This is a genomic window from Novosphingobium sp. FG137, assembly GCF_057809735.1.
On sequence record NZ_JBMDKN010000003.1, the window covers coordinates 180,506 to 204,706 of the forward strand.

The 24,201-nt window shown below is 65.7% G+C and carries 26 protein-coding genes; 11 read left to right on the forward strand and 15 right to left on the reverse strand.

Translation table 11 applies throughout. The annotated features are described in order from the left end of the window. Positions 1–2: 2 nt before the first annotated feature. The 3 genes from ACODS2_RS10415 to ACODS2_RS10425 form a co-directional block, all read right to left on the reverse strand. Positions 3–1,217, reverse strand: a complete 1,215-nt coding sequence (locus ACODS2_RS10415; RefSeq protein WP_488998747.1) for an argininosuccinate synthase — start codon at positions 1,215–1,217, stop codon at positions 3–5. A gap of 88 nt (positions 1,218–1,305) precedes the next feature. Next, the gene (locus ACODS2_RS10420; RefSeq protein WP_488999030.1) at positions 1,306–2,544 is read right to left on the reverse strand and encodes a class I SAM-dependent methyltransferase; all 1,239 of its coding nucleotides are present in this window, start codon (positions 2,542–2,544) and stop codon (positions 1,306–1,308) included. Between the two features lie 97 nt (positions 2,545–2,641). Then, the gene (locus tag ACODS2_RS10425) at positions 2,642–3,013 is read right to left on the reverse strand and encodes a glycine zipper 2TM domain-containing protein (protein WP_488998748.1); all 372 of its coding nucleotides are present in this window, start codon (positions 3,011–3,013) and stop codon (positions 2,642–2,644) included. A 210-nt stretch (positions 3,014–3,223) separates the two neighbouring features. Here ACODS2_RS10425 and ACODS2_RS10430 point away from each other — a divergent pair, with 210 nt between their 5' ends. Then, positions 3,224–4,549, forward strand: a complete 1,326-nt coding sequence (locus ACODS2_RS10430) for a hypothetical protein (RefSeq protein ID WP_488998749.1) — start codon at positions 3,224–3,226, stop codon at positions 4,547–4,549. A gap of 140 nt (positions 4,550–4,689) precedes the next feature. Here ACODS2_RS10430 and rlmN read toward each other — a convergent pair whose 3' ends face one another. From rlmN to ACODS2_RS10455, 5 genes are read right to left on the reverse strand one after another with little or no spacing between them, the layout of a single operon-like run. Beyond that, positions 4,690–5,967 carry a dual-specificity RNA methyltransferase RlmN gene (rlmN, locus tag ACODS2_RS10435; RefSeq protein WP_488998750.1) on the reverse strand — a complete coding sequence of 426 codons (1,278 nt, stop codon included), beginning with the start codon at positions 5,965–5,967 and terminating at the stop codon, positions 4,690–4,692. A 33-nt stretch (positions 5,968–6,000) separates the two neighbouring features. Further along, the gene (locus ACODS2_RS10440) at positions 6,001–6,486 is read right to left on the reverse strand and encodes an invasion associated locus B family protein (RefSeq protein ID WP_488998751.1); all 486 of its coding nucleotides are present in this window, start codon (positions 6,484–6,486) and stop codon (positions 6,001–6,003) included. Beyond that, positions 6,483–6,686, reverse strand: a complete 204-nt coding sequence (locus ACODS2_RS10445; protein ID WP_488998752.1) for a hypothetical protein — start codon at positions 6,684–6,686, stop codon at positions 6,483–6,485. Before ACODS2_RS10445 ends, ACODS2_RS10440 begins: the two co-directional genes overlap by 4 nt. Next, a complete protein-coding gene (locus ACODS2_RS10450; protein ID WP_298167976.1) occupies positions 6,686–6,868 on the reverse strand; it encodes a DUF4169 family protein in 183 nt (60 codons plus the stop codon). Before ACODS2_RS10450 ends, ACODS2_RS10445 begins: the two co-directional genes overlap by 1 nt. Continuing rightward, the gene (locus tag ACODS2_RS10455; RefSeq protein ID WP_488998753.1) at positions 6,868–7,497 is read right to left on the reverse strand and encodes a histidine phosphatase family protein; all 630 of its coding nucleotides are present in this window, start codon (positions 7,495–7,497) and stop codon (positions 6,868–6,870) included. The genes ACODS2_RS10450 and ACODS2_RS10455 overlap by 1 nt, the downstream gene beginning before the upstream one ends. A 232-nt stretch (positions 7,498–7,729) precedes the next feature. On the opposite strand from ACODS2_RS10455, the gene ACODS2_RS10460 reads away from it, so the two are divergent. After that, the gene (locus ACODS2_RS10460; protein WP_298167982.1) at positions 7,730–8,203 is read left to right on the forward strand and encodes a TspO/MBR family protein; all 474 of its coding nucleotides are present in this window, start codon (positions 7,730–7,732) and stop codon (positions 8,201–8,203) included. A gap of 33 nt (positions 8,204–8,236) precedes the next feature. Here the strand turns inward: ACODS2_RS10460 and ACODS2_RS10465 are convergent, their stop codons facing one another. Beyond that, positions 8,237–8,722, reverse strand: a complete 486-nt coding sequence (locus ACODS2_RS10465) for a GreA/GreB family elongation factor (RefSeq protein WP_488998754.1) — start codon at positions 8,720–8,722, stop codon at positions 8,237–8,239. A 95-nt stretch (positions 8,723–8,817) separates the two neighbouring features. Here ACODS2_RS10465 and ACODS2_RS10470 point away from each other — a divergent pair, with 95 nt between their 5' ends. Beyond that, entirely contained in the window at positions 8,818–9,021 is a 204-nt protein-coding gene (locus tag ACODS2_RS10470) for a hypothetical protein (RefSeq protein WP_298167988.1), read from the forward strand. 52 nt (positions 9,022–9,073) lie between these two features. Here ACODS2_RS10470 and ACODS2_RS10475 read toward each other — a convergent pair whose 3' ends face one another. Next, positions 9,074–11,092 carry a lytic transglycosylase domain-containing protein gene (locus tag ACODS2_RS10475; RefSeq protein ID WP_488998755.1) on the reverse strand — a complete coding sequence of 673 codons (2,019 nt, stop codon included), beginning with the start codon at positions 11,090–11,092 and terminating at the stop codon, positions 9,074–9,076. Positions 11,093–11,193: 101 nt separating this feature from the next. On the opposite strand from ACODS2_RS10475, the gene dapA reads away from it, so the two are divergent. Further along, positions 11,194–12,075: a 4-hydroxy-tetrahydrodipicolinate synthase gene (gene dapA, locus ACODS2_RS10480; protein WP_488998756.1), complete on the forward strand. Its 882-nt coding sequence runs from the start codon at positions 11,194–11,196 to the stop codon at positions 12,073–12,075. A 149-nt stretch (positions 12,076–12,224) separates the two neighbouring features. On the opposite strand, the gene ACODS2_RS10485 is transcribed toward dapA, so the two are convergent. Continuing rightward, the gene (locus ACODS2_RS10485; protein ID WP_488998757.1) at positions 12,225–13,556 is read right to left on the reverse strand and encodes an aldehyde dehydrogenase family protein; all 1,332 of its coding nucleotides are present in this window, start codon (positions 13,554–13,556) and stop codon (positions 12,225–12,227) included. Positions 13,557–13,761: 205 nt separating this feature from the next. Next, the gene (locus ACODS2_RS10490) at positions 13,762–13,890 is read right to left on the reverse strand and encodes a hypothetical protein (protein WP_488998758.1); all 129 of its coding nucleotides are present in this window, start codon (positions 13,888–13,890) and stop codon (positions 13,762–13,764) included. On the opposite strand from ACODS2_RS10490, the gene ACODS2_RS10495 reads away from it, so the two are divergent. Continuing rightward, on the forward strand, positions 13,889–14,158 hold the full coding sequence (locus tag ACODS2_RS10495) for a glycine zipper 2TM domain-containing protein (RefSeq protein ID WP_488998759.1): 270 nt from the start codon (positions 13,889–13,891) through the stop codon (positions 14,156–14,158). The genes ACODS2_RS10490 and ACODS2_RS10495 overlap by 2 nt on opposite strands. A 95-nt stretch (positions 14,159–14,253) precedes the next feature. On the opposite strand, the gene ACODS2_RS10500 is transcribed toward ACODS2_RS10495, so the two are convergent. Both ACODS2_RS10500 and ACODS2_RS10505 read right to left on the reverse strand, forming a co-directional pair. Beyond that, the gene (locus ACODS2_RS10500) at positions 14,254–15,036 is read right to left on the reverse strand and encodes a 3-hydroxybutyrate dehydrogenase (protein WP_298168006.1); all 783 of its coding nucleotides are present in this window, start codon (positions 15,034–15,036) and stop codon (positions 14,254–14,256) included. 25 nt (positions 15,037–15,061) lie between these two features. Beyond that, positions 15,062–16,189, reverse strand: coding sequence for a patatin-like phospholipase family protein (locus ACODS2_RS10505; RefSeq protein WP_488998760.1), 1,128 nt, complete (start codon positions 16,187–16,189; stop codon positions 15,062–15,064). Positions 16,190–16,339: 150 nt separating this feature from the next. Between ACODS2_RS10505 and smpB the strand changes: the two genes are divergently transcribed. The 3 genes from smpB to ACODS2_RS10520 are packed head-to-tail and all read left to right on the forward strand — an operon-like array spanning position 16,340 to position 19,892. Further along, positions 16,340–16,822 carry an SsrA-binding protein SmpB gene (gene smpB / locus ACODS2_RS10510; protein ID WP_067909775.1) on the forward strand — a complete coding sequence of 161 codons (483 nt, stop codon included), beginning with the start codon at positions 16,340–16,342 and terminating at the stop codon, positions 16,820–16,822. Between the two features lie 32 nt (positions 16,823–16,854). Next, on the forward strand, positions 16,855–17,412 hold the full coding sequence (locus ACODS2_RS10515) for a DUF2062 domain-containing protein (RefSeq protein WP_298168027.1): 558 nt from the start codon (positions 16,855–16,857) through the stop codon (positions 17,410–17,412). Next, positions 17,409–19,892 (forward strand): hybrid sensor histidine kinase/response regulator, encoded by a 2,484-nt coding sequence (locus tag ACODS2_RS10520; RefSeq protein ID WP_488998761.1) that lies wholly within the window; start codon positions 17,409–17,411, stop codon positions 19,890–19,892. Before ACODS2_RS10515 ends, ACODS2_RS10520 begins: the two co-directional genes overlap by 4 nt. A 6-nt stretch (positions 19,893–19,898) precedes the next feature. Here the strand turns inward: ACODS2_RS10520 and ACODS2_RS10525 are convergent, their stop codons facing one another. Further along, positions 19,899–20,897: an MBL fold metallo-hydrolase gene (locus tag ACODS2_RS10525; protein WP_488998762.1), complete on the reverse strand. Its 999-nt coding sequence runs from the start codon at positions 20,895–20,897 to the stop codon at positions 19,899–19,901. A gap of 393 nt (positions 20,898–21,290) precedes the next feature. Between ACODS2_RS10525 and recA the strand changes: the two genes are divergently transcribed. The 3 genes from recA to ACODS2_RS10540 all read left to right on the forward strand — a co-directional run bounded on the left by recA (position 21,291) and on the right by ACODS2_RS10540 (position 24,161). Then, on the forward strand, positions 21,291–22,361 hold the full coding sequence (gene recA / locus ACODS2_RS10530; protein ID WP_421838957.1) for a recombinase RecA: 1,071 nt from the start codon (positions 21,291–21,293) through the stop codon (positions 22,359–22,361). Between the two features lie 291 nt (positions 22,362–22,652). Further along, complete coding sequence (locus ACODS2_RS10535; protein ID WP_488998763.1) at positions 22,653–23,279, forward strand: glutathione S-transferase family protein; 627 nt, start codon at positions 22,653–22,655, stop codon at positions 23,277–23,279. Between the two features lie 57 nt (positions 23,280–23,336). Then, positions 23,337–24,161, forward strand: a complete 825-nt coding sequence (locus ACODS2_RS10540; RefSeq protein WP_488998764.1) for a class I SAM-dependent methyltransferase — start codon at positions 23,337–23,339, stop codon at positions 24,159–24,161. Positions 24,162–24,201: the final 40 nt, after the last annotated feature.

The following is a 24,201-nucleotide window of genomic DNA, read 5'->3' on the forward strand; positions in this document are numbered from 1 at the left end:
GCTTATTGCCCCCGCTGCGCCAGCAATCTCAGCCGGAGCGCATTGAGCTTGATAAAGCCCGCGGCGTCCTTCTGGTCGTAGGCACCGGCATCGTCCTCGAACGTCACGTGGCGTTCGGAATAGAGGCTGTCCGCCGACTTGCGGCCGACGACGGAGGCGTTGCCCTTGTAGAGCTTGAGGCGGACGGTGCCGTTCACCCGTGCCTGGCTGTGGTCGATCGCGGCCTGCAGCATCTCGCGCTCCGGGCTGAACCAGAAGCCGTTGTAGATGAGCTCGGCGTACTTCGGCATCAGCTCATCCTTGAGGTGCGCGGCACCCCGGTCGAGCGTGATGCTTTCGATGCCGCGATGCGCGCGGGCATAGATTTCGCCGCCCGGCGTCTCGTACATCCCGCGGCTCTTCATGCCGACGAAGCGGTTCTCGACCAGATCGAGCCGGCCGATGCCGTGCTTGCGGCCCAGATCATTGAGCGCGGCAAGCAGCGTGGCGGGCGACATCGCCTCACCGTTCAGCGCGGTGCCGTCGCCGCGTTCGAAGTCGATGGTGATGTATTCCGGCACGTCCGGAGCGTCTTCGGGATTGACGGTGCGGCTGTAGACGTAGTCCGGCGTCTCCTGCCACGGATCTTCCAGCACTTTGCCTTCGGACGAAGTGTGAAGGAGGTTCGCATCGGTCGAGAACGGGCTTTCGCCGCGCTTGTCCTTCGGCACGGGGATCTGGTGTTCCTCGGCCCAGGCGATCAGCGCGGTGCGGCTGGTGAGATCCCACTCGCGCCACGGGGCGATGACCTTGATCCCCGGTTCCAGCGCATAGGCGGACAGCTCGAAGCGCACCTGATCGTTGCCCTTGCCGGTGGCGCCATGCGCTACGGCGTCCGCACCGGTTTCGCGCGCGATTTCGATCAGCCGCTTGGAAATGAGCGGGCGCGCGATCGAGGTGCCGAGGAGGTAATCGCCTTCGTAGCGGGCATTGGCGCGCATCATCGGGAAGACGAAATCGCGCACGAATTCCTCGCGCAGGTCGTCGATGTAGATGTGTTCGGGCTTCACGCCCATCAGCTCGGCCTTGGCGCGGGCGGGGGCGAGTTCTTCCCCCTGGCCCAGATCGGCGGTGAAGGTCACCACCTCGCAGCCATAGGTCACCTGCAGCCACTTGAGAATGACGCTGGTATCGAGACCGCCGGAGTAGGCAAGGACGACGCGCTTGATATCGGACATGGCAGCGAGGTTCCCATAGGACTGGTGCAAGGAATGGCGCGGCGGCTAGCAGGGCCGCGCGCGCCATGCAACCTGTCGGCAGGCGGCCTCAGCCTTTGCGCGCGGCGCGGTAGCCCAGTTCGGTCTCGTGGATGTAGTCGCGCGTGAGCGGCAAGGCATCACGGTTGCGCACGATCTGGAGCTGAAAGTTGACCAGATCGGCATGTTCGAAGCCGGTTGCGGCGCCCGCGAGATAGAACTGCCACATGCGGAAGAAACGCCCGTCGTAGATGCGCGTGATCGTCTCCTCCTGCTCGGCGCAGCGCTTGTACCATTCGCGCAAGGTGAGGGCATAGTGGCGGCGCAGTATCTCGCAATCGGTGAGCATGAGCTTGCATGGCTCGATTGCCTTCACCGTCTCGCTCAGCGAGGGGATGTAGCCGCCGGGGAAGATATACTTGCGGGTGAAGTCGTCGGTGATGTTGGGCGGTCCGGCCCGGCCGATGGTGTGGAGCAGCATCACGCCGTCGACCGCGAGCAGATCGTGGCACTTGCGGAAGAAGGTCTCGTAGTTGGGCACGCCGACATGTTCGAACATGCCGACCGAGACGATCCGGTCGAACGGCCCCTGCTGGTCGCGGTAATCGGTGAGGCTGAAGGTGACCTTGTCGGCGACACCTTCGCGCTCGGCCCAGGCCTTGGCGTAGCCGATCTGCTCCACGCTGAGCGAGATGCCGTGGATTGATGCGCCCGAGATCTTGTGCAGGTGCAGCGCGAGGCCCCCCCAGCCGCAGCCGATATCGAGCACGCGCATGCCGGGCTTGAGGTCCAGCTTGGCCGCGATGTGGTCCATCTTGGCGATCTGGGCTTGTTCGAGCGTGGTGACGCCTTCGTCCCAATAGGCGCAGGAGTACTGGCGCGCGGGATCGAGGAACAAGTCGTAGAGCCGGTCGTCGAGATCGTAGTGATGCGCGACGTTGCGCTTCGAGGAGCGACGCTGGTTGATCTGGTCGAGCCGGCCGGTGATCGCCACGCGGGCCTTGTCGAACAGGTTCAGGTTGTCGAGATCGCCGCCCTTTTCCCAAGGATTGTTGCGGCGGATGAAGCCGACGAAATCCAGGATATCGCCATTCTCGATCGTGACCCGCCCGTCCATGAAGCATTCGGCCATGCCAAGGCTGGGATTGCGCGCGATGGCGCCGGGCACGCGCGCGTCATGGAGCTTCAGGCCGAGATCGGGCCAGCCCTGGGCCGCCGTGCCATAGTGGCGCTGGCGGCCCGAGGCCTCGGTCAAGGTCAGCGTTCCGTGCTTCACCAGACGGCGCAGCGCGGCATCAAGCAAAATCATGGACATCGGGCGACCTCATAGAGCGGTTAACCAGTAACTCGGCCTATGGCCCGCCGTGGCTCCATGGGCAAGCCATGCAGCGCATAAGAGCGATGCATTAGCGGCAGCGCGAACCGCTCCGTTCGATCTCGCGGCCGAGCAGGGCACCGCCCGCAGCGCCCAGCAGCGTGCCGAGGGTGCGATCGCCGCGCGTATCGATCGTGCGACCGACGAGAGCACCGCCGACAGCGCCGATGACGAGGCCGGTCGTGCCATTGCTGCGCTTGCAATAGTAGCGTCCGTCGCGGCCGCGCCAGACGCGGTCGCGGCTGGTGAGGGGGCGCGGCTCGGCGTAGCGGCCATACCGATCGTACTCGGCGCTGTGAGCGCGGCGGCCATGGGCCGGTGCCCACGACGGCGGATCAGCCAGCGCGGGGGCTGCGCCCAGGGTCGTTGCGGCGAGGGCTGCGGCGATGATGAACCTGTTCATGAATGAGCATCCTTCTGATGTTTCGTGGCGTGACGGATCATGTGTCTGAAGCTTGTGCGCATCATGCCCAACCGAAGATGAACGCCGCTCCAAAGGCGATGAGGTGAGGGCAGGGCGCGACGAGGCGCTGGTCTGGATCAAACAACTTTCCTACACGAACCATATGGGTTATTTTCTAGTCGTCTTCCCTGCCTGTCTGGAGAAAGAACCATGCCCAATCCGCCCGTGACCTTTCCTGCGATGTTCACCCCCGCCAATGCCGTCGCCTTCGCCAATGCCGATGGGACGGCACAGACCGTCAGCGCCGATGCGCCGCTGCCAGTCGCACTTTCTGGCAGTGTGGGGACCCAAGCCGTTAGCGCGGTCAGTCTCCCGCTGCCGACCGGCGCTGCGACGGCTGCAAACCAGTCTGCAACGAACGCTGCGCTCGGCACGCTTTCTGCGCAGCTGCCGGCCACGCTGGGTCAGAAGACCATGACGCAAAGCCTGCCGGTGACTCTGGCCAGCGATATGTCCGCTCTAGGCGTGACGGTGGGGAACTTTCCCGCGACCCAGACGGTGACGGCAACCAGCCTGCCACTGCCGGCCGGTGCAGCGACGGCTGCCAACCAGACTTCGGGCAACACTTCGCTCGCTGCGATCTCCGGGCAGCTTCCCGCAAGCCTTTCCGTGGGGCTGGCCAGCGATCTTGCCAATATCGAGCCCGGCGCGGCAGCGATCACCGGCACCACGATGCCTGCTGGCGGCACGGGCATTACCGGCTGGCTTTCGGCAATCTACCGTTCGTGCAGCGAGGGTGCGACGTTGGCAGGTAGCGTGACGTCAGCCGCTGTGGTGGTCTCGACCAGCAACAACCTTTATATGGGCGGCTCTTTCCAGGTGACCAACGCCGGCACGACTTGCACGATCACATACGAGCAATCGAATGATGGCACCAACTGGGTCACGCTGCCGGTCGTCTCTGCGGCGGCTGCCAACGCGGCACCTGCTACTACATCGACAACTGCCGGGGTCTATGTCTACGTCTCCTCGGCTGCTTTCGTCCGCGCGCGCGTATCCACCTACACGAGCGGGACTGTTGCGGTCGTGCTTAGCCAGAAGCAGCAGGTCGCCCCGTCGAGCGGCGTTTCACTCGCGGCTGGCACTTCGGGCATTGGCAGCGTTTCGGTGACCGGCACGACGACGATCACCGGCAGCGTCAATCTCGGGAACGGGTTTACCGACAGTACCGCCGCGCTGGCCGCTTCGGCCACGTTCACTGGGACGGGCCGTGCCAACAGTGCGGGCCAGTTCGCCTTCTTCAATGCGACCGCGTTTGCCGATCAGGCCGGTACGCTGTTCATCGACCAGTCGCTCGATACCGGTACGAGCTATCAGGCGATCGCGAGCCAGGCCGTGGCAGCAGGCAGCGGCGCAAACATCTCGGTGCGGATGTGCGGCGCGGTTGGCACAGCGACGATGTACCGCGTCCGCTATGTCAACGGTGCGGGCGCGCAGACGACCTTCCGGCTTTCGAGCAGCTTCTCGGCAAGCTGAGGAGTCTCTGTCTGTTTCAGCCTGGTTGAAACAGAGGCGGCACCGGCCCGCTTCGCCGCCCGGCCACCCACGAGAGTACCCTGAATGGGTGGCCGGGTGGGGGAGTGGGCCGGTGCCGCCTTCCGCGTCAGCGGAACAGATCAGCCGAGCGCGGCCTGCTTTTCTTCGAGAAGCCGGTCGACCTCGGCGCGGGACTTGCGTTCGGCCGCGGTCTTGAGCTGCCCGCAAGCAGCATCGATATCGCGGCCGCGCGGGGTGCGCACGGGGGCGGAAATACCGGCGTTGAAGACGATCTCGGCAAAGCGCTTGATGCGCTCCGGCGTCGAACATTCATATGGCGCGCCGGGCCAGGGATTGAACGGGATTAGGTTGACCTTGGCGGGCAGGCCATACTGACGCAGCAGACGGACAAGCTCGTGCGCGTCGCTGTCGCGGTCGTTCTTGTCCTTCAGCATTACATATTCGAAGGTGATCCGCCGGGCATTGGATGCGCCGGGATAGTCGGCGCAGGCCTGCAGCAGTTCCTCGATCCCGTACTTGCGGTTGATCGGCACGATCTCGTCGCGCACGTCCTTCGTCACCGCATGGAGCGAGACCGCGAGGTTTACGCCGATTTCCTCACCCGCGCGGGCCATCATCGGTACGACACCGCTGGTCGAAAGCGTGATGCGGCGCTTGGAAAGGGCAAGGCCGTCGCCGTCCATCACCACCTTGAGTGCATCGCGGACGTGGTCGAAGTTGTAGAGCGGTTCGCCCATGCCCATCATGACGATGTTGGTGAGCAGGCGGCCGTCCGGCGTATAGTCGGTGCCCTCATCATCCTCGGCATCATCGAAATCGGGCGCGGCCATCGAACCGCGCGGCCATTCGCCCAGCACATCGCGCGCGAGCATGACCTGGCCGACGATCTCCCCCGGCGTGAGATTGCGCACGAGCCGCATGGTGCCGGTGTGGCAGAAGCGGCAGTTGAGCGTGCAGCCGACCTGGCTCGAGACGCAGAGCGTGCCGCGCGTGGCATCGGGGATGAACACCATCTCGAAATCGTGATTGTCTGCCGTGCGCAGCAGCCACTTGCGCGTGCCGTCGTTCGAGACTTGCGCCTCAACCACTTCGGGCCGGCCGATCACGAAGCGTTCGGCGAGCCACGGGCGCATGGTCTTGGCGATATCGGTCATCGCGTCGAAGCCGGTCACGCCGCGGTGATAGAGCCAGTGGAACACCTGCTTGGCGCGCAGCTTGGCGGCCTTGGCATCGAGCCCGGCATCGAGGAACAGCGCGGCGATCTGCGTGCGGCTCAGGCCGATCAGGTCCACGCGCCCGTCGGCGCGGGGCGTAACCTCGCGGGGGACAGGTACGGGATCGAAATGTCCCGGGATCGGCATGGGCGAGATTTGGGGCTCAATCTGCATCGCGCGCATATAGGGGCAAGCGCGCGCCCGTGCAAATTGGGGTTAGTTCTGGGCGCAGCCGAGCAAGGCGGCGTCCATGGCGGAGGCCGCACCGGCCAGGGTGAAGGTGTCCGTAAACGTGCGGCCGGTGTCGCTGCGCGCTGTCACGCTCATGCTTGAGGCGGAGCGCATGGCAGCAACGATGGCGGCATCCATGCGCTGGTCGGCGGCCCATGCATCCGCCGCGCCCGCGACGAGCGCGAAGCGCTGGCCGCCGACCGAGAGCGTGACCGTGGCGCCGGGGCCGATCTTGCGCGAGAGACGAACGTGAACTTCGCCGCGCGCGCCGCGACGGGGCCAATTGCCGACCGTGAAATAGGGCTGCATCTCGTTCACGCGGCCCTCGACCTTGTCGGCCATGGCGATCGCATAGCAGCGCGGCACGCCGGCATCGGAGAAGGCGCCCCAGCTGTTCCAGATGCCGAGGCTGTCGCGCGCCATGGCGGGGGCCGCGACGAGCAGCGCGGTGGCAACAAGGGCGCGCTTCATGGATCGACCAGATCGAGATAGGCGACGACATCGTTGTCGGTCGCGATGAAGAGATCGGCCTGGATCTCGTCCGGTTGCTGCGCGGCGAGGGCGAGGGCTTCGGCCAGCGTGCCATAGAGCAGCGTCTGCGCCGCGCCGCCTTCGGGGCCGTCGCTCAGGTGGTAGAGCCGGACGCTGGTGCTTTCGCTGGTCGAGCGCATCAATCGTGGCCTTCGCGCTTGGCGCCGTCCAGCAGGCGGGCGGCGCGTGTCGCTTCGGCGCGGGTCGCCTCACGCTCGGCGCGGGTGCGGCCGTGGGCGGCGCGGTTGGTGGCGGCTTCGGCCTCCTTGCTGCGGCGCGCGGCGGCCTTGCGGGCGAGGCGGAGGTTCACGATCTCGCCCATCAGGCGTGCTCGCTGCCCCGCTCGGAGCCGAACAGCACGGTTTCGCACCCGTTTTGGAGCAGCGCGATCGAGCCTTGCACGAGCGAGGGGGCGATGGGCGCGCCAAGATCGGGGTGGACCGGATAGCCCGCCATCATCCCGCGCAGCACGCGGCTGGATATGCCGTGCATGACGACGATGTGATCGCCCGGCTCATCGCCCACTTCCGCAAGCCAGTTGGCGAGGCGGGCGGCGATCATCGGATAATCCTCGCCATCGGGGGCGGGGCGCAGCAGGTGATCGGCGATGACGATGGGGCCGATCTCGGCCTCGACGTCATCATAGAGCCGGCCGCACCACGAACCCATGTCGATCTCCTTGAGATCGTCGGTGCGGCGGGCGGCGAACCAATCGAGGCCCAGCACATCGGCGATCATCGCCATGGTCTGCAGGGCGCGGCCGGTTTCCGAGACGTGGAGCGTGACTTTGGGCGAGGTGCCGAGCACGCCGCGCAGCGCGACGCCCATGGCCAGCGCCTGTTCGACACCGAGCCGGGAGAGCGGGGTGTGGATGTGGTTCGCCTGAAGGCGGCGCGCGGCGTTGTAGACCGTCTCGCCGTGGCGCATGATGAAGAAACGGGGGCTGGACATGGCGGCGGTGATAGCGGCTGATGCGGAGGATGGCGAGGGGGGGCGGCGGGCGAAGGCATCGCCAACGGTGCCCCGATCACGCTGCGCCTGTGCGTGCGTGCCCGCTCGCGCCGCAGAAGCGCGGGCCGAAGGGGAAAGCGCGTCCGGATCAGGATGCTGGCGGGAAAGGCCTGTCCCATTGCGGGCAAACCTGCCATGTTGAGGCATCCTCTGACAAGATCGGCGCACTCCCTTGATATCGACACCCGTTCTCGTGGCCGCTGGCGGCGCGATTGCTCTTGGCGCCGTGGGCGGGCTGATGACGCCGATCGGCCCCTGGTATGCAAACCTCAGGAAGCCGCGGTTGCAGCCGCCGAACTGGCTGTTCGGCCCGGCGTGGACGGTGATCCTGGGGCTCGCGGCGTGGTCTGCGGCAACCGCCTGGAGCGCTGCGGCTGATGATGCGGCGCGCACCAGCGTGGTGATCCTGTTTGGCGTGAATGCGCTGTGCCACCTCTTGTGGAGCCCGCTGTTCTTCAAGCTGCGGCGGCCGGACTGGGCGCTGATCGAGGTCGTGTTCCTGTGGGCCTCGCTGGTGGCGCTGGTTGTGGGGCTCTGGCCGATCTCGCCCTTCGCGGCGAAGCTGATCCTGCCCTATCTGGCGTGGGTGAGCTTTGCGGCTTGGCTGAACTGGGCAATTGTGCGGCTGAACGCGCCGTTTCGTTAAGGGTTGCCCCTCCGTCAGCCCTGCGGGAGGAATTTAGGCGGCGGGATAGCTGATCGCGATCACTTCCCATTCCTTCTCGCCGCCGGGGAGCATGACCTTGCGCAGGTCTCCCACCTTGGCGCCGCGCAAGGCGCGGGCGATGGGGGCGCTCCAGCCGATGCGGCGGGCGGTGGCGTCCTGCTCGTCATCGCCGACAAGCGTAAGGGTCATGCGGATGTCGTCCTCATCCGCGAGTTCGACGGTCGCGCCGAACAGGACGCGGGTCTGGTCTGGCTGGCGGGCGGGATCGATCACGCGTGCGGCCTTCATCCGCTTGGCGAGGAAGTTCAATTCGCGGTCGATCTCGCGCATGCGCTTGCGGCCATAGAGGTAATCGCCGTTTTCCGAGCGATCGCCGTTGCCCGCAGCCCAGCTGACAACCTCGACGATGGCGGGTCGCTCGGTGCCGAGCAAATGGTCGTAGCGCGCGCGCAGCGCGGCCATGCCGGCGGGGGTGATCGGATTGCCATCTACTTGCATTGATTGCGCTCTAGCCGGGGATGGCCCTGCATGGAAGGTTGCCCCCTCGCGGGCGCGCGCCTAGGGCGGGGCAGACTGCTTCTGACGAGGATATCATGGCAAAGACGATCGCGCTGACACTGACCGAAGACGAACTCGAGATCCTCGTGGATGCTCTCGAGGCGGACCTTGAAGGCTACGGCGAGGCTGTTGAAGAAGCCCGCGCCGACAACAACAAGGAAGACGTGGAGACGTTCAAGCTGGCGGCGCTGAACATCCAGAAGCTGTTGGCGCGGCTGCAGGACATGCTGCCGGAGTGACGGGCTAGACCGGAAAGCCCACCCCCGACCCCTCCCGCATGCGGGAGGGGAATCAACCCGGCGTCGGCTTGCCGAGGAAGTGGCTGAGCGGATTGGCGCCGGTGTAGCTGGCCTTGTCCGGGTACATCGCTTCGTAGACCACGGCGTTTTCCATCACGCGCTGGACGTAGTTGCGCGTTTCGGAAAGCGGGATGCGCTCGATCCAGTCGATCCAGCCGATACCCCCAGCACTCTGCCCGATTCTGGGATCACCATTGGCGCGCAGCCACTTGTTCACATTGCCCGCGCCCGCGTTGTAGGCCGCGACGGCGAGTGGATAGCTGCCGTTGTAGTAATCCAGCAGGCGCTGGAAATAGGCGCCGCCGACTTGCAGGTTGAAACCCGCATCATCGATCAGCGCTGAACTGGAATAGGACAGGCCCAGCTTCCCGGCCTGTTCGTTGGCCGTGGCGGGCATGAGCTGCATGAGGCCGCGCGCGCCGGCGTGGCTGACGGCGTTCTGTGCAAACTGGCTTTCCTGCCGGGCGATGGCGTGGATCATCGTCCAGGCGTGTTCGTAGCCCTGCGGGACGGGGATCACCGGAAAGGCGACGTGCTGGAAATCGAGGTAGCCGCGCGCCGCTGCGGCCTGCCCGACGATCACGCCAAGATCGCGGCGGCCCAGCTCGCGTGCGAGATCGGCGACGAGAACGTGCTGGCCCTTGCTCTGCTGCTGGTTGCTGATCTCGCGGAAGAAGCGGACGGTGGTGCGCCAATCCGCATCGCGCGCGGCTTCGCGCACCGCCTGCGTGAGCAGCGCCGCGTTGAAGCGGGCGCGCTCATCCGGCGTGGGCTGGACATCGGCTTCGGCGGCAAAGCGCGGAACCGGGCGGCCGAGCCGTTCGAGCGCGAGGAGGCCGTAGAACTGGTCCCCATAGGCGGCGGCCATTTCAAAGTAGCGCTGCGCCTCGCTCGCCTGCCCGGCCTGCGCGGCGGCAAGGCCGGCCCAGTAGAAGCCCTTGGAGCGCGTGCCCGGCGTGCGCGCCGCCGAACCGTAGCGCCAGAACAGCGGCGCGGCATCCTTGCCATTGCTGAGCTGGCGCAGCGCCTGCTGGCCGCCGAGCCACATCAGCGAGGTATAGTCGTCGCGCAGATCGTAGGGCATCTGGCTGACGTCTTCGCCTTGCGCAAAAGCATCGTCGATCCCGGCGGCGATGCGCCAGGCCGTCCGCGCATCGCCCACCGCAGCTGCGCCGCGTGCATTGGCGAGGAGTTCGTCCACCCACTTGTCGCGGCTGAGCGGCGGGCGGGCGAGCAGGGGCCGATTGGCGATCAGCGCCTGCGCGGCGGCGCCATTGCCCTGCCGTCGCAGCTGGCGGGCGCGGGAATAGAGGAAGCCGGGGTCCGAATTGAGCACATCCGTGCCCGTGCCATCGGCGGCGGCATAAGGATCAAGCCCGATGAGCGTGGCGAGGCGAGCGGCAAAAAGCCCGCGCCGGGCGGGGCTGACCCGCGCGGTCTGGCGCGCGGCGGGCGAGGGGTTTCCCGCCCAGAGCAGCGCGTCCATCCGCGCGTCCTCGTCCTCTGGCAAAAAGGTTCCGCCCCAACCAGCGAGGATGGCCACTTCCGCTGCGTCGCTCATCGCGCCGCCGCGCCAGGCTGCGCGGGCCATGGCATCGGCTTCGGGGCGGCCGAGCGCCTTCAGGGCAAGGGCATATTGCGCGCGGGCTGGATTGGTGAGGGGGGGCACGCGATCAAAGAAGGCGACCACGGTGCTGGCATCGGCCGATTGGCGATCGAGTGCGGCTTCGGCGGCGCGGCGCAGCTTCTCTTCCTCGGGAAAGCCGCGATAGCTGAGGATGAAGCCCGAATAGTCACTGAACGCGAAGCGATCGGAGCTGGTCAGCATCTGCCAGCGGCTGATCGCCTGCGCCATCGGGCCTTGCCCTTGGGCGATGAGCTTGGCGCGCGCGGCGTCCCACGCGGTGGCGCCGGTATCCACATCGCTGGCATGGCAGGCTGCCGAAGCGGCAAGCGCGGGGAGCAATGCACCGCCCAGCAGCAGCTTTCGCAGCGTGACACTCATCTCCATGCTGGACATTCCGGCTTTCGTCTTCCTATCAGGCGCGTGCAACGGTGGTGAATTGACGCGCCGCGCAGACGCCTTGTGGCGCAGATCGAAGGGTAAAGTCCATGTTTTCCGGCTCCATTCCGGCTTTGGTGACACCTTTTCGCGGCGGGGTGTTCGACGAGAAAGCGTTTCGCCAGCTGGTCGATTGGCAGATCGAGAACGGCTCTTCCGCGCTGGTTCCCTGCGGCACGACGGGCGAAGCCTCGACGCTTTCGAATGCCGAGCACCACCGTGTGATCGAGGTCTGCGTGGAGCAGGCGGCGGGCCGGGTTCCTATCATTGCCGGGTGCGGTAGCAACGACACGATGAACGCACACTTGCACATGACGTTCTCGCGCAAGAGCGGTGCCAAGGCCGCGCTTTGCGTCGCGCCCTACTACAACCGGCCGAGCCAGGCGGGGCTGCTGGCGCATTTCGGCTATCTGGCCGAGCACAGCGATCTCCCGATCATCCTCTACAACGTGCCGGGCCGAACGGTGACCGATATCCTGCCCGAAACGGTGTGCGAATTGGCGCGCCGCTATCCGGACAAGATCGTGGGGATCAAGGACGCGAGCGGCGACCTTTCGCGCGTGACCGATCACCGCATGGGCATAGGCAAGCATTTCTGCCAGCTTTCCGGTGATGACGAACTGGCGCTGCCCGCCAATGCGGCGGGTGCGGTGGGCTGCATTTCAGTGACGGCGAACGTTGCCCCGCGCCTCTGCGCCGATTTCCAGGCGGCCTGCGCGGCGGGCGATTTCGAGAAGGCGCGCGAGATCAATGACTTGCTCTATCCGCTGCACTACGCGATGTTCGAAGATGCCTCGCCGGGGCCGGTGAAGTATGCGCTGAGCCGGGTGCATGATTACATGACCGAGGATCTGCGTTTGCCGCTGGTGCCATGCAGCGACAAGGCCCGCGCCGAGGTGGACGCGGCCTTGAAGCATGCGGGGTTGATCTGACCAGCGCTGGCGCGCGCGGAAGTACAGTCTACCCAAACCACCCCGCTCATGCTGAGCCTGTCGAAGCATCATGCGCGACCGTGGTGCGAGCATCCTTCGACAAGCTCAGGGTGAGCGAGGATTGGTAAGGGAGGTGTCGTTCTACCCAATCACATATGCCGGTAGATCGCGCGTTCGTGTGAGAAGGCCTTGAAGCCGAAGTAGCCGTGATAGCTGCCGGTGCCGCTGGCGTTGACGCCGCCGAAGGGCAGGTGGTTTTCAAGGTAGTGCGAGAACACGCCGTTGATCGTCATGCCGCCCGATGAGGTGCGACTGATGACCTTCTCGATGTTCGCCTCGTCGTCCGAGTAGACATAGAGCGCAAGCGGCTTGTCGCGCGCGGCGATATAATCGATGGCCTGATCGATCGTCTCGTAATTCATCACCGGCAGGACGGGCGCGAAGATTTCTTCCTGCAGGATCTTCATCTGCGGGGTGACGCCGGTCAGCAGGGTGGGGTGAATGGTGAGGTCGCTCTCGTCCATCGTGCCGCCGACGGCGACAGTCGCGCCCTGCGCCACCGCATCATCGAACAGCGCTTTCACGCGGTTGAAGTTCGCCTGATTGACGATCTGGGCGATGCTTGCCTTCTTGATCGCGCCGGTTTCGTCATAGAGGTTCTTGGCGACATTGGTCTTGAAGCCTTCGACCAGCTGGGCCTGCTGCTCTTCCCGCACGAAGACGTAGTCCGGGCTGATGCAGGCCTGTCCGCCGTTGAACTGCTTGGCATTGGCGAGTTGCGCCGCGACCTTGTCGATATCCGCGCCGGTATCGAGGATCACGGGCGACTTGCCGCCGAGTTCGAGCGTGACGCTGGCGAGGTGCCTGGCGGCGGCGGCCATGACGATCTTGCCGACGCGGGTGCTGCCGGTGAAGAAGATATGGTTGAACGGCAGTTCGAGCAGCGCGGTGGCGATGCTGACATCGCCTTCGACGAGCGCGACTTCGCTTTCATCGAACGCCTCGGCGATGATCTTGGCGGCTACTTTTGCGGTGGCGGGGCAGAGGTCGGTGAGCTTGACCACGGCGGAGTTGCCCGCGGCAATCGCAGCAGCAAGTGGCCCGAGCGCGAGGCCGAGCGGGAAGTTCCACGGGCCGAGGATCAGGCAGACCCCGCGTGCTTCATAGCGGATCTGCGCGCGGTCAGCGGGATTGAGCGAGGGGGTGACTTCAGTGGGGGCCATCCACGCATCGAGATTGTCGATGTTGCGCTGGATATTGGCGGTGACGTTGAGCACTTCCGTCACGCGGATCTCGCCCTCAGGCTTGCGCGTATCTTCGAGCACGGCGGCGACGATGGCATCGGCATTGGCCTCTACCGCGGCCTTGAGGCCAGCGAGCTTGGCCTTGCGCACGTCGGCGCTGGAGGCCTTCACGTTCCACTGGTTCGCCTGCTGGAGTTCGAAGATGCGGTGGAGATCGGCTGCGGTCGGGTTGGTCATGGGTTGGTTTTGCCTGCGCTTGCTGTGGCCTTAGCGGCCGGGTTTAAGGTCCCGGATGCTGTAACCCGGCCGCGCGGTCAATGTAAGGTGACCTAACGGATCGCTCTGTGCAACTTTGTGGGGAGACGGGGTGACGAGGTGGCAGGGCGCCGATCCTGGGCTCTGCCCATGGATGTCGCCGTAAAGGTTTGAAACAACCTTAGGTTCATCTGGCCGGGTGCATCTGGGGATCGTCGCGGTCCACCCTGTAGCGCTGCTGCGGATTTCCAAGGTGCCGCATCACCACAAAGGGTATCACCATGAAAAGATCTATCTTGTCGGCAGCCATCTGCATGACTGTTCTGGGCGCCGGCCTATCGACCGAAGCGCAAGCGCGCCACCATCGTAATCATCATCGCCAGTATTCACAGAATCGCGATCCGCGTACCGACCACGGCAACTGCCTGCGTTTCAACAAGACCACCGGCACGGTCGCCGGCGCGGTTGGCGGCGGCTTGCTGGGCAAAGTCATCTTTGGCGGTACCGCTGGTACGCTGGGCGGCGCGGCAGTCGGCGGCTTGGCCGGGCACGAACTAGCCAACAATCGCCGCAAACGCTGCTGATCGGGCTTGATCCCAAAACAGGTCGACTGCGCCGGTTTGTCCTCGGACAGACCGGCGCAGTCGTGACTATAGCAGGTAACCGCCCGCTCCATCGCCTAGCTCATCGACCACCCATGGCTCGCCACCAGCGACTGGCCCGTCAGCGCGTTGCTCGGGAACGCCGCGAAGAACAGCGCGAGTTCGGCGATGTCTTCCACGGTGGTGAACTCGCCGTCGACGGTCTGGCCGAGCATGACTTTCTTGACGACTTCGTCCTCGCTGATGCCCAGTTCCTTGGCCTGTTCGGGGATCTGCTTGTCCACCAAGGGCGTCCGCACGAAGCCGGGGCAGATCACGTTGGTGCGCACGCCTTTGGGGCCGCCTTCCTTGGCGATGGTGCGGCACAGGCCGAGGAGGCCGTGCTTGGCGGTGACGTAGGCGCTCTTGAGCGGGCTCGCTTCCTTCGAATGGACCGAGCCCATGAACAGGATCGCGCCCGAACCCTGCTTGTACATATGCGGGATCACCGCCTTGCTGGTGAGGAACGCGCCGTCGAGGTGGATGGCGAGCATCTTCTTCCAATCGGCAAAGGCGAAGGATTCGATGGGGTTGACGATCTGGATGCCCGCGTTGGAGACGAGAACATCGACCGTGCCCCATGCGGCGACCACAGCGGCGACGCCGGCGTTGACCTGTTCCTCGCTGGTCACGTCCATCGCGACGGCCATGGCGGCGCCAGCATGTTCGGCATTGATCGCATCGGCGGCGGCCTGCGCGGCCTCCAGCTTCAGATCGGCGATGGCGACTTTGGCCCCGGCGGCGGCGTAGCGCTTGGCGATGGCGAGGCCAATGCCGCTGGCGGCGCCCGTCACGATGGCGATCTTGTTTTCAAGGTTCATGAAGGTTGGCTCCGGTTTGGCAGGTTCAAGTGAGATCGAGGGTAACGATCCCGCGTTCGGGTAAGTTCCGGTTCTTCCAGCGCGGACTGGCGAACGAGCGGCTGGCATCGCGGCGGCCGGCATTCCAGTGGTCGGTCACCGTCGCGCGTGAGAATTCATAGTCCTTGCCCTGCGATTCGTAGTCCTCGGTGCGGTTGATGAGGTGCAGGATCGTCACCGGATCATCGCAGGCCTGGCTGAGCAGCGCGGCCAGATCAGGGTCGCCCTGGAGTTCATCCGGTAAGCGCGCGGCGAGGCGCGAGGCTGCGGCGGCCATCGCCTCAAGCCGGACCTGCAGATCGGTGCCGAGCCGGGTGCGGCTGGAAAAGCGGATGTCCTTCTCGCGCTGGACTGCCTCTCCCAGCGAGCGCGGCATCATGCCCCGCGCGCTGAACAGATCGACCTGGAAGACGAGCAGCGGTGCGCCGCTGCCGCGGGTATCGAGCACATATTGCAGCGGGGTGTTGGAAACGATGCCGCCGTCCCAATAAGGCTCGCCATCGATCATCACGGCGGGAAAGCCCGGCGGCAGCGCGCCGCTCGCCATGATATGCTCCGGTCCGATCAGTCGCTCGCGGTTGTCGAAATAGGTGAAGTTGCCCGAAAGCACGTTCACCGCGCCCACGCTGAAGCGCATCGGGCCAGTGTTGAGCAGATCGAAATCAACGAGCTCGAGCAAGGTTTTGCGCAAGGGGGCGGTATCATAAAGGCTGGTGGCCTCTGGCGAGCCGGGCAGGGCGAGCCACGGCGGCGTCGTGCGCGGCTCGAAGAAGCCGGGAATGCCGGTCATCGCGATCACGCCGGCTGCGGCTTCGTTGAACAGGCGGCGGCCCCAGCCATCGGCAAAGGGCGAGGGGAAGGGCACGCGCGAGGAGGCGCGGTCCCAGAACGTGCGCAGGGCCTCCAGCCGGCGTTCGGGCGGATTACCGGCGATGAGCGCGGCATTGACCGCGCCGATGGAGATTCCCGCAACCCACGCCGGTTCGTGGCCGGCTGCTGCCAGCGCCTCGAATACGCCGGCCTGGTACGCACCTAGCGCGCCGCCGCCCTGGAGCACGAGCACGTTCGCTTCGCTTGTGGTCGCTGTTGGAGGAGGGGTCTTCTTGCCGGCCATGCCGCTTGATCCTTGCCGCGCCAAGATTGCGCGCATGTTGCGTCTTTCCTGCCCCCAAATCTGTTGTGCACCGCAGCGAGCGCTTGGCAAGGGCTGATCGGCGCACGCTCCCTTTTCTTTCAGCCATGAGGGGCCTACATGGCCATGACCATGGTCCGTCCCACTCCGCCCGCCTTCGACAAGAAGAAGATCGTCGCCGAAAACCGCCGCGCGCGCTTCGAGTACTTCATCGAGGACGTCTACGAGGCGGGCATCGCGCTGACTGGCACCGAGGTGAAATCGCTACGCTTCGGCGAAGGCTCGATCGCGGAGAGCTATGCCGAGGTGAAGGACGGCGAGGTCTGGCTGGTCAACTCCAACGTGCCCGAATTCAGCCACGGCAACCGCTACAACCACGAGCCCAAGCGGCCGCGCAAGCTGCTGCTGAAAGAGCGCGAGATCGCCCGCTTTACCGGCGCGGTGGAGCGCAAGGGCATGACGCTGGTGCCGCTTTCGGTCTATTTCAACGGGAGAGGCCGCGCCAAGGTCGAACTCGCGCTCGCCAAGGGCAAGAACAACGCGGACAAGCGCGCAACGATCAAGGACCGCGACTGGCAGCGTGACAAGGCGCGCATCATGCGCGAACATGGCTGATGGCGCCTTCGCATGGGGATGATCGCGGCAGGATGAAGGGCGGGTTTTCCGGCTTTGCGCGGCGATTGATCCCGACGCGCGAAACGCTCGTGCAAAGCCGCTTCGTCCGCCCGCTGGCGGCCCGGCCCGAACTGTGGCGCTACAACCGCCGTTCGGTGCCGCGCGGGATTGCGGTGGGGCTATTCGTCGGCATTTTCGCGATGATACCGGGCGTGCAGATTGTCGGCGCAGCGCTGATGTGCGTGCCGTTTCGTGGCAATGTACCGCTCGCGGCCGGGGCGACGTTGCTCTCGAACCCGGCAACGACGCCGATGATCCTGCTTGGCGCGTTGTGGCTGGGCAGCTTTCTGGGCCTCGATGCCGATCTGGCGACCTTTCAGTCGCTGATCGATCGGGGCGCAGGCCTGGGTGAGTGGGCCGCGTGGCTGGTTTCCTCCGCCGCACCGGCGCTTTTGCTGGGGCTCCTGTCCATCGCGGTGGTTTCTGCCGTGATCGGCTACGGCGCATCGATCGTGATCTGGCGCTGGTGGACCGCGCGGCGGCGGCGCATGCGGCTGAATCGCGGGCTTGCCGGAGCCCCCCGGGCATGAGCGTGACGACCCTGACCGCAGACTCCGCCAGTTCCGGCCCATCGCGCTGGCGCGAGCGAGTGACGGTGGCGTTCGCGGTCCTGGCCAGCGCGCTTCTGCTGTGGCTGGCATCGGGGCAGGCGGTGGCGGCGCTGGCCTACGCGCTCGGTGTGGGCTGCCTTGCGATCGCGCTGAGCTTTGCGACCCGCCCGCGCGAAGCGGCGGAGGTGAGCGACTTTGCGCCGCCCGATTGGTCCGTAACCCACGCTGCGATCGAGCGCGGCGAGGAAGCGACCGCGATCATCGACCGCGCCGGACGGCTGACCTGCGCCAACGCGCGCTTTGCCGAATGCTTCGGCATCGGCGCGGCGCCGCCGCGGCTCGGGCTGGAAGGCGCGCAGAACGAAGCGCTGGAAAACGCCGCGCGTGCCGCTTGGCGCGACGGCCGGTCCATGCTGGAACCGGTCACCGCCAGCGGGCGCGAATGGCGGCTGGAGATCGAGCGGGCGGGACGCGGGCAGGACTTCCTGATCTGGCGTTTTGCTCCCGTGGTGCGCCGCGATCCGCTGCAGGATGTGATCGGCCACGTGCGCGGCAAGGTGGGCAAGGCGCTCGCGCGCGAGGGCATTCAGATCGCCGCCGTGGCGCCGGACGGGCAGATTCACGCAGCCAACGCCCTCTTCGCGCTGCGCGCGACGGGCGAGGCCGAGGCGGATGTCGCGGGCACCGATTTCGTCGGCTATTTCAGCGCTGACGAGCAGGAACGCATCTTCTATGCGCGCGAAGGCAATCGCGGCGCTTCGGTGCGCATGCTTCACGTGCCGATCGCCGACCCCGAGGCCGTGGCCGCGAGCGCGATGGCGGCCGATCCGGCGCAGACAGCTTCGCTGTTCCTCCTCATCGACAACCAGGGCGGTGTGGGCGACACTCGCACCGGCATCCCGCAGATCGAGGCACTGCTCGCGCGGCTGCCGCTTGGCCTTGCGATGACTGACCGCGACGGGCGGTTCCTGTTTGCCAACAAGGCCTTCCTGCGCGCGGCCGGGCATGACGAGAGCGGCCCGCCGCCCTATCCCTCGGACCTCGTGATCCGCGAGGACAAGGGAGCACTGGCCGATGCGGTGCGCCGCTTTGCGCAAGGGTCCGGCGGTGCGGGCGATGTTGCGGTGCGGCTGCGCAGTGCGCCGGAGGATCCGGTATCGCTCAGCCTTGCCGGGGTGCGCGGGCTGGGTGAGGGCGCGGTGATCCTCAGCCTCAAGGATTCATCCGAAGAGACCCGCCTCAAACGCGAGATCGCGCAGGCGACCAAGATGCAGGCGGTGGGCCAGCTGGCGGGCGGCGTCGCGCATGATTTCAACAACGTGCTGACCGCGATCATCGGCTACTGCGATCTCATGCTGATGCGCCATACGCCGGGCGACAGCGACTATGACGATATCCAGCAGATCCGCGCCAATTCCAACCGCGCGGCAAGCCTCACGCGCCAATTGCTAGCCTTCTCGCGCCAGCAGACGCTGCGCCCCGAGGTGCTGCAACTGCCGGATGTGGTCGCGGAAGTCTCCACGCTGCTCAAGCGTCTGTTGGGCGAAAAGATACTTCTCGAGGTCACGCACGATCGGGGCCTCGGCCTCGTCCGCGCGGACCCGGTGCAGCTTGAGCAGGTGCTCCTCAACCTCGCGGTCAATGCGCGAGATGCCATGACCGGCAACGGCGCGCCAGGCGGCATTCCGGCAACCAAGGGCGGCGGTGTGCTGCGGCTCAAGACGAAGAAGGTGACCGCCGCCGACGTGCGCGCGATGAAGAGCGAAATCCTCCCCATCGGCGACTATACCGCGCTGATCGTGGAGGACACCGGTCACGGTATTCCTCCCGCGCAGATCGGCAAGATCTTCGAGCCGTTCTTCACCACCAAGGAGAAGGGCAAGGGCACCGGGCTCGGCCTTTCGACAGTCTACGGTATCGTCAAGCAATCGGGCGGCTTCATCTTTGCCGATAGCGAAGTGGGCAGGGGGACGCGCTTCTCGATCTATCTGCCTGTCCACGTGCCCGATGCGGCAGATGTGGCCGAAGCGGCGGCAGCCGCCACGGCGGCCAGGCTGCCGGCACCGCGCAAGCAATGGTCGGGCGGCGGGCGCGTGCTGCTGGTCGAGGACGAGGACACCGTGCGCGCCGTGGCCGAACGCGCGCTGGTGCGGCAGGGTTATGAAGTGACGACAGCCAGCGACGGCGAGGACGGCCTCGAAGCGCTGGGCCGCATGATCGCGGCGGGCGAGGAATTCGATCTCGTTCTCTCGGACGTGGTGATGCCGAGCATGGACGGCCCCGCCATGGCGCGCGAAATTCGGGCGTTGCGGCCCGAACTGCCGGTGTTGTTCATGTCGGGCTATGCCGAGGAGCAACTGCGGCGCGAGATCGACATTCCCAACATGTATTTCCTCGCTAAGCCGTTCAGCGTGGCGCAGATCTGCACGGCGGTGGAAGATGTGTTGAAGGCGCGCTGAGGCGGATCAGGGCGCCGCGTCGAACGTCGGGATCGGCTGGTCCTTCCACGCTTTCGCCACCACCGCGAGATTGTTGGCGTGGGCATCGCGATAGGGCCACCACAGGCTGACATCGCCGCGCTTGATTGCATCGCCGACGAAGCTGACGAGCGGCTGCTTCTGGAAATCGGCGTCATGCGAATGCTCGACCAGTGTGCGGATATAGGCGCGCGTCGCATCGATCAGGCCGAGGCCATAGCCGCCCGCGGCGATCACCGCCGGATTGCCGTGGTTGGGCAGGATCTTCGTGAAGCCCCAGCCGCGCATTGCGCCCAGCGCCTTGTATTGCTGCGGGATCGATTGTGGTTCGGCGATGAAGGTGGCGGTGTCTTCCAGCGTATCACCGGCAAGGAGCAGCTTATCGTCCGGCAGTTCGATCACGAGACCATCGGCGGAGTGGATCGCGACGGGGTGGAGTTCGGCCCGCACACTGCCGATCACCAGCGTCACCACGCTGCCTGGCGCGATCCCGATGTTGGGCAGGATCAGCGGGCGGATCGCCGGGGGGCCTTCCTCGGTGCCGGACTCGATCGCGGCGCGCTTTTCGGTCAGTTTCACCCGGGTCGCTTCGGTCGCGAAGCGCATGCTGTCGGCATAGACTGTGTTGCCGCCGATGTGATCGAGGTGCCAGTGGCTGGTGGCGAGGATAAAGCGGCGCACCCCGGCCTTGGTCAGCCAATCGCGCACCCACCTCGCTGAAGCGGGATCGGTGAAGGTATCGTAGACCAGCGCGGTGTCGCCATCATGGACCGCGTAAGTCGCGACACCGACGAAGATCGCGCCGAGATCGGGCCACTGGCGTGGGCCGGGCGGGACCGAGGCTTCGTCCGGCCGCCCCTGGTAGAACGCGGTCAGGTGATCGTTGATCGGAATGGCGCGGACGGCATGGGCGGCGTCCTCAGCAGCAGCTGGAGCGGCGAGCGCATGGCTGGATGCGGCAAGTGCGAAGGATAGCAAGCACTTCATTGAATCTTCCCCCGCCAGGCGGCTCCACCGCCAGTTGTGCAATGCAGCAGAACTTAATGCCGGTCTGCGGCCTGTCAATCGGGTGGCCGGCCTGGCAAGTAGGAGCCGCCTGCACGCGCCAGCTAATGCTTTCGCGCGGTACCGAACGGGATCGGGTCCGTCCGAATCGGCGATCCCCAATAAATTTTTGCACCGTTTCTGCAGGATCTGCCCTAGAGTCGGGTTGGAACTGCGCTCAAAAGTGGAAATTCCTTAGGAATATCCGCAATGTGCGGGCAGTTACCGCCAATCTTGCGCGGAATTTCGTTCCCCCCTTGTTCCATTAGAACAAACTGGGTACAAGGCTGGTGTTGACGGTTCATGTCAGCCATCTCTAGCAAGGGGAAGCAAGCCATGGCGGCGCAGTTGAAGCTTATCCAGGAAGGCAAAGACAAGGACATGGATCGTCAGAAAGCGCTCGATGCAGCGCTCGCACAGATCGACAAGGCATTCGGCAAGGGCTCGGCCATGCGGCTGGGCTCGAAACAGACCATGCAGGTCGAGGCGATCTCGACCGGTTCGCTCGGGCTCGACATCGCACTCGGCGTTGGCGGGCTGCCGCGTGGCCGCGTGATCGAGGTCTATGGGCCGGAAAGCTCGGGCAAGACGACGCTGGCGCTCCACGTGATCGCTGAGGCACAGAAGGGCGGCGGCACTGCGGCTTTCGTCGATGCCGAGCACGCGCTTGATCCGGTCTACGCCAGGAAGCTGGGCGTCAACATCGACGAACTGATCGTCTCGCAGCCCGATACGGGCGAACAGGCGCTGGAGATCGTCGATACGCTGGTGCGTTCGAACGCGATCGATGTGCTGGTGGTCGATTCGGTCGCCGCGCTGGTGCCCCGCGCCGAAATCGAAGGCGAGATGGGTGACAGCCACGTCGGCCTCCAGGCGCGCCTCATGTCGCAGAGCCTGCGCAAGTTGACCGGCTCGATCAGCCGCTCGCGCTGCATGGTGATCTTCATCAACCAGCTGCGCATGAAGATCGGCGTGATGTACGGCAATCCGGAGACGACGACGGGCGGCAACGCGCTCAAGTTCTACGCCTCGGTCCGCCTCGACATCCGCCGCACCGGCCAGATCAAGGACCGCGACGATATCGTCGGCAATGCCACTCGCGTGAAGGTCGTCAAGAACAAGGTCGCCCCGCCGTTCAAGCAGGTCGAGTTCGACATCATGTACGGCGAGGGCATTTCGAAGATTGGCGAGATTCTCGATCTCGGCGTCAAGGCCGGGATCGTCGAGAAGTCGGGCGCATGGTTCAGCTACGATTCGATCCGCATCGGGCAGGGCCGCGAGAACGCCAAGACGTATCTGCGCGAACACAAGGAGCTTTGCGACAAGTTGGAAGCCGCGATCCGCGGCCAGACCGACAAGGTCGCCGAAGGGCTGATGGTGGGTCCGGACGCGGACGACGACATCTGATCCTTCAGGCGGCGGGGGGCACCCCCATTCCCCCGCACCCCGCCGCCAGTCCAAAGACCGGCGCGTTCCCGGGAAGGAACGCGCCGGTTTTTGTTTGGGTGAGGGAAGGCCTTGCCACGGATGCCAAGCGCGGCGTCCTTCCAGCCCAAGCGCGGCTTCCTTCCAGCCCAAGCGCGCCTTGCTTCAAGCCAGGTCAGCCTTACGCTCACCAGACACTTTCGCGCCTCGGCGAAAACACCTAGCGTCGGCGCAACCACCGGCACCGGCCGGAACCCTCGGAAAGGAAGCCTTATGTCGATCATCCTCCACCACCTCAACAACAGCCGTTCGCAGCGCATTCTCTGGATGCTGGAGGAACTGGGTGTTCCCTATGAACTCAAGGTCTATCAGCGTGATGCGGAGACCAATCTTGCTCCTGCGGAATTGAAGGCCGTGCACCCGCTCGGCAAGTCGCCGCTGCTTGAGGTCGATGGCCGGGTGATCGAGGAATCAGGCGCAATCGTGCAGTACCTGTGCGACACCTACGGCGAAGGCAAATGGCAGCCCACGCCCGGTACTGACGACGCGCTGCGGCATAACGAACTGATGCACTTCGCCGAGGGCTCGGCCATGACGCCGATCCTCCTCAACCTCTATGTTTCGCGGCTCGGCGAAGCAGGGGCGCCGCTGCGGCCGCGCATCGACGAGCAGCTTGCGGCACATTTCGGCTACCTTGAGCAGATCCTGCGGCCCTCCGGCCATTTCATCGGTGATGACTGGACCGGTGCGGACGTGATGCTCAGCTTCCCCGCCGAAGTCGTTGTCATGCAGGGCATGGGTGAGGCCTATCCGAAGCTTGCTGCCTTCGTCGCGGCGATCCATGCGCGCCCGGCCTGGCAGGCGGCGCGCGCCAAGGGCGGCCCCTATTTCGCGACCTGACCCGGATTGCCGCTTTAACGCTTGCCGGGTGGCGCACCGGCGCATAGCCTGCATGGCATGACGGGTGCGCAAGAGTGGCAGGGCCGGGTCGGCCAGAATTGGGCGGCGGAGTGGGAGCGGACCGACCGCAGCTTTGCCGCGCTCACGCCCTATCTTCTGGCGGCCATTGCGGCCGAACCCGGCAAGCGGGTGATCGATGTGGGCTGCGGCGCGGGCGAGCTTTCGATCGCGGTTGCAACAGCGCGCGCCGATGCGCAGGTTACCGGGGTAGACATCTCCAGTGAACTGATCGAGGCCGCGCGGCAACGCGCTGCGGGGCTGGCCAACCTCGTATTCACCGTGGCGGACGCTTCGGTCTGGCTGGCGGACGGTGCGGCACCCGAACTCTATATCTCGCGCCACGGGGTGATGTTCTTCACCGATCCGCCCGCGGCCTTCGCCCATATGTCGGCCAGGGCCGCGCCGGGTGCGCGCATGGTGTTTTCCTGCTTCCGCCCTGCCGCAGAGAACCCCTGGGCGCTGGAGATCGCGCGGTTGCTGCCGCCTGCAAAGCCTGCGCCTGCGGTCGATTTTCCGCCCGGTCCCTTTGCCTTTGCCGATCCCGATCACGCGCGGCGCTGCCTCAAGGGCTGGCGCGACATCCGGTTCGAGCCGCTTGATTTTGCTTATGTCGCGGGATCGGGCACCAACCCGGTCGCGGACGCGCTCTCGTTCTTCAGCCGGATCGGCCCCGCTGCGGCCGCGATCCGCACCTTGCCCGATCAGCAGCGCGCGGCCTTCGAACGGGCGCTGCTGGAGCTTGTCCAGTCGCGCCATGTCGGCGGGCGGGTGTGTTTTCCGGCGGCGGCCTGGCTGGTTACGGCGACAGCCGACAACCAGTGAAGGCCTGCGACATGGGGACAAGCGCACGGCATTAGCTGAA

What these genes read in the sequence shown, in the direction of transcription:
- ACODS2_RS10425 (WP_488998748.1), bottom strand. Translation starts at nt 3,013, where the DNA reads ATGAACAGGTTCATCATCGCCGCAGCCCTCGCCGCAACGACCCTGGGC.
- ACODS2_RS10445 (WP_488998752.1), bottom strand. Translation starts at nt 6,686, where the DNA reads ATGCGCTCGACCAGCGAAAGCACCAGCGTCCGGCTCTACCACCTGAGC.
- ACODS2_RS10535 (WP_488998763.1), top strand. Translation starts at nt 22,653, where the DNA reads ATGTCGATCATCCTCCACCACCTCAACAACAGCCGTTCGCAGCGCATT.
- ACODS2_RS10475 (WP_488998755.1), bottom strand. Translation starts at nt 11,092, where the DNA reads ATGGAGATGAGTGTCACGCTGCGAAAGCTGCTGCTGGGCGGTGCATTG.
- ACODS2_RS10420 (WP_488999030.1), bottom strand. Translation starts at nt 2,544, where the DNA reads ATGATTTTGCTTGATGCCGCGCTGCGCCGTCTGGTGAAGCACGGAACG.
- ACODS2_RS10450 (WP_298167976.1), bottom strand. Translation starts at nt 6,868, where the DNA reads ATGGGCGAGATCGTGAACCTCCGCCTCGCCCGCAAGGCCGCCGCGCGC.
- ACODS2_RS10415 (WP_488998747.1), bottom strand. Translation starts at nt 1,217, where the DNA reads ATGTCCGATATCAAGCGCGTCGTCCTTGCCTACTCCGGCGGTCTCGAT.
- ACODS2_RS10430 (WP_488998749.1), top strand. Translation starts at nt 3,224, where the DNA reads ATGCCCAATCCGCCCGTGACCTTTCCTGCGATGTTCACCCCCGCCAAT.
- ACODS2_RS10455 (WP_488998753.1), bottom strand. Translation starts at nt 7,497, where the DNA reads ATGTCCAGCCCCCGTTTCTTCATCATGCGCCACGGCGAGACGGTCTAC.
- ACODS2_RS10495 (WP_488998759.1), top strand. Translation starts at nt 13,889, where the DNA reads ATGACTGTTCTGGGCGCCGGCCTATCGACCGAAGCGCAAGCGCGCCAC.
- ACODS2_RS10500 (WP_298168006.1), bottom strand. Translation starts at nt 15,036, where the DNA reads ATGAACCTTGAAAACAAGATCGCCATCGTGACGGGCGCCGCCAGCGGC.
- ACODS2_RS10520 (WP_488998761.1), top strand. Translation starts at nt 17,409, where the DNA reads ATGAGCGTGACGACCCTGACCGCAGACTCCGCCAGTTCCGGCCCATCG.
- ACODS2_RS10485 (WP_488998757.1), bottom strand. Translation starts at nt 13,556, where the DNA reads ATGACCAACCCGACCGCAGCCGATCTCCACCGCATCTTCGAACTCCAG.
- ACODS2_RS10540 (WP_488998764.1), top strand. Translation starts at nt 23,337, where the DNA reads ATGACGGGTGCGCAAGAGTGGCAGGGCCGGGTCGGCCAGAATTGGGCG.
- recA (WP_421838957.1), top strand. Translation starts at nt 21,291, where the DNA reads ATGGCGGCGCAGTTGAAGCTTATCCAGGAAGGCAAAGACAAGGACATG.
- ACODS2_RS10440 (WP_488998751.1), bottom strand. Translation starts at nt 6,486, where the DNA reads ATGAAGCGCGCCCTTGTTGCCACCGCGCTGCTCGTCGCGGCCCCCGCC.
- ACODS2_RS10465 (WP_488998754.1), bottom strand. Translation starts at nt 8,722, where the DNA reads ATGCAAGTAGATGGCAATCCGATCACCCCCGCCGGCATGGCCGCGCTG.
- ACODS2_RS10470 (WP_298167988.1), top strand. Translation starts at nt 8,818, where the DNA reads ATGGCAAAGACGATCGCGCTGACACTGACCGAAGACGAACTCGAGATC.
- ACODS2_RS10515 (WP_298168027.1), top strand. Translation starts at nt 16,855, where the DNA reads ATGAAGGGCGGGTTTTCCGGCTTTGCGCGGCGATTGATCCCGACGCGC.
- rlmN (WP_488998750.1), bottom strand. Translation starts at nt 5,967, where the DNA reads ATGCGCGCGATGCAGATTGAGCCCCAAATCTCGCCCATGCCGATCCCG.
- smpB (WP_067909775.1), top strand. Translation starts at nt 16,340, where the DNA reads ATGGTCCGTCCCACTCCGCCCGCCTTCGACAAGAAGAAGATCGTCGCC.
- ACODS2_RS10505 (WP_488998760.1), bottom strand. Translation starts at nt 16,189, where the DNA reads ATGGCCGGCAAGAAGACCCCTCCTCCAACAGCGACCACAAGCGAAGCG.
- ACODS2_RS10490 (WP_488998758.1), bottom strand. Translation starts at nt 13,890, where the DNA reads ATGCAGATGGCTGCCGACAAGATAGATCTTTTCATGGTGATACCCTTT.
- dapA (WP_488998756.1), top strand. Translation starts at nt 11,194, where the DNA reads ATGTTTTCCGGCTCCATTCCGGCTTTGGTGACACCTTTTCGCGGCGGG.
- ACODS2_RS10525 (WP_488998762.1), bottom strand. Translation starts at nt 20,897, where the DNA reads ATGAAGTGCTTGCTATCCTTCGCACTTGCCGCATCCAGCCATGCGCTC.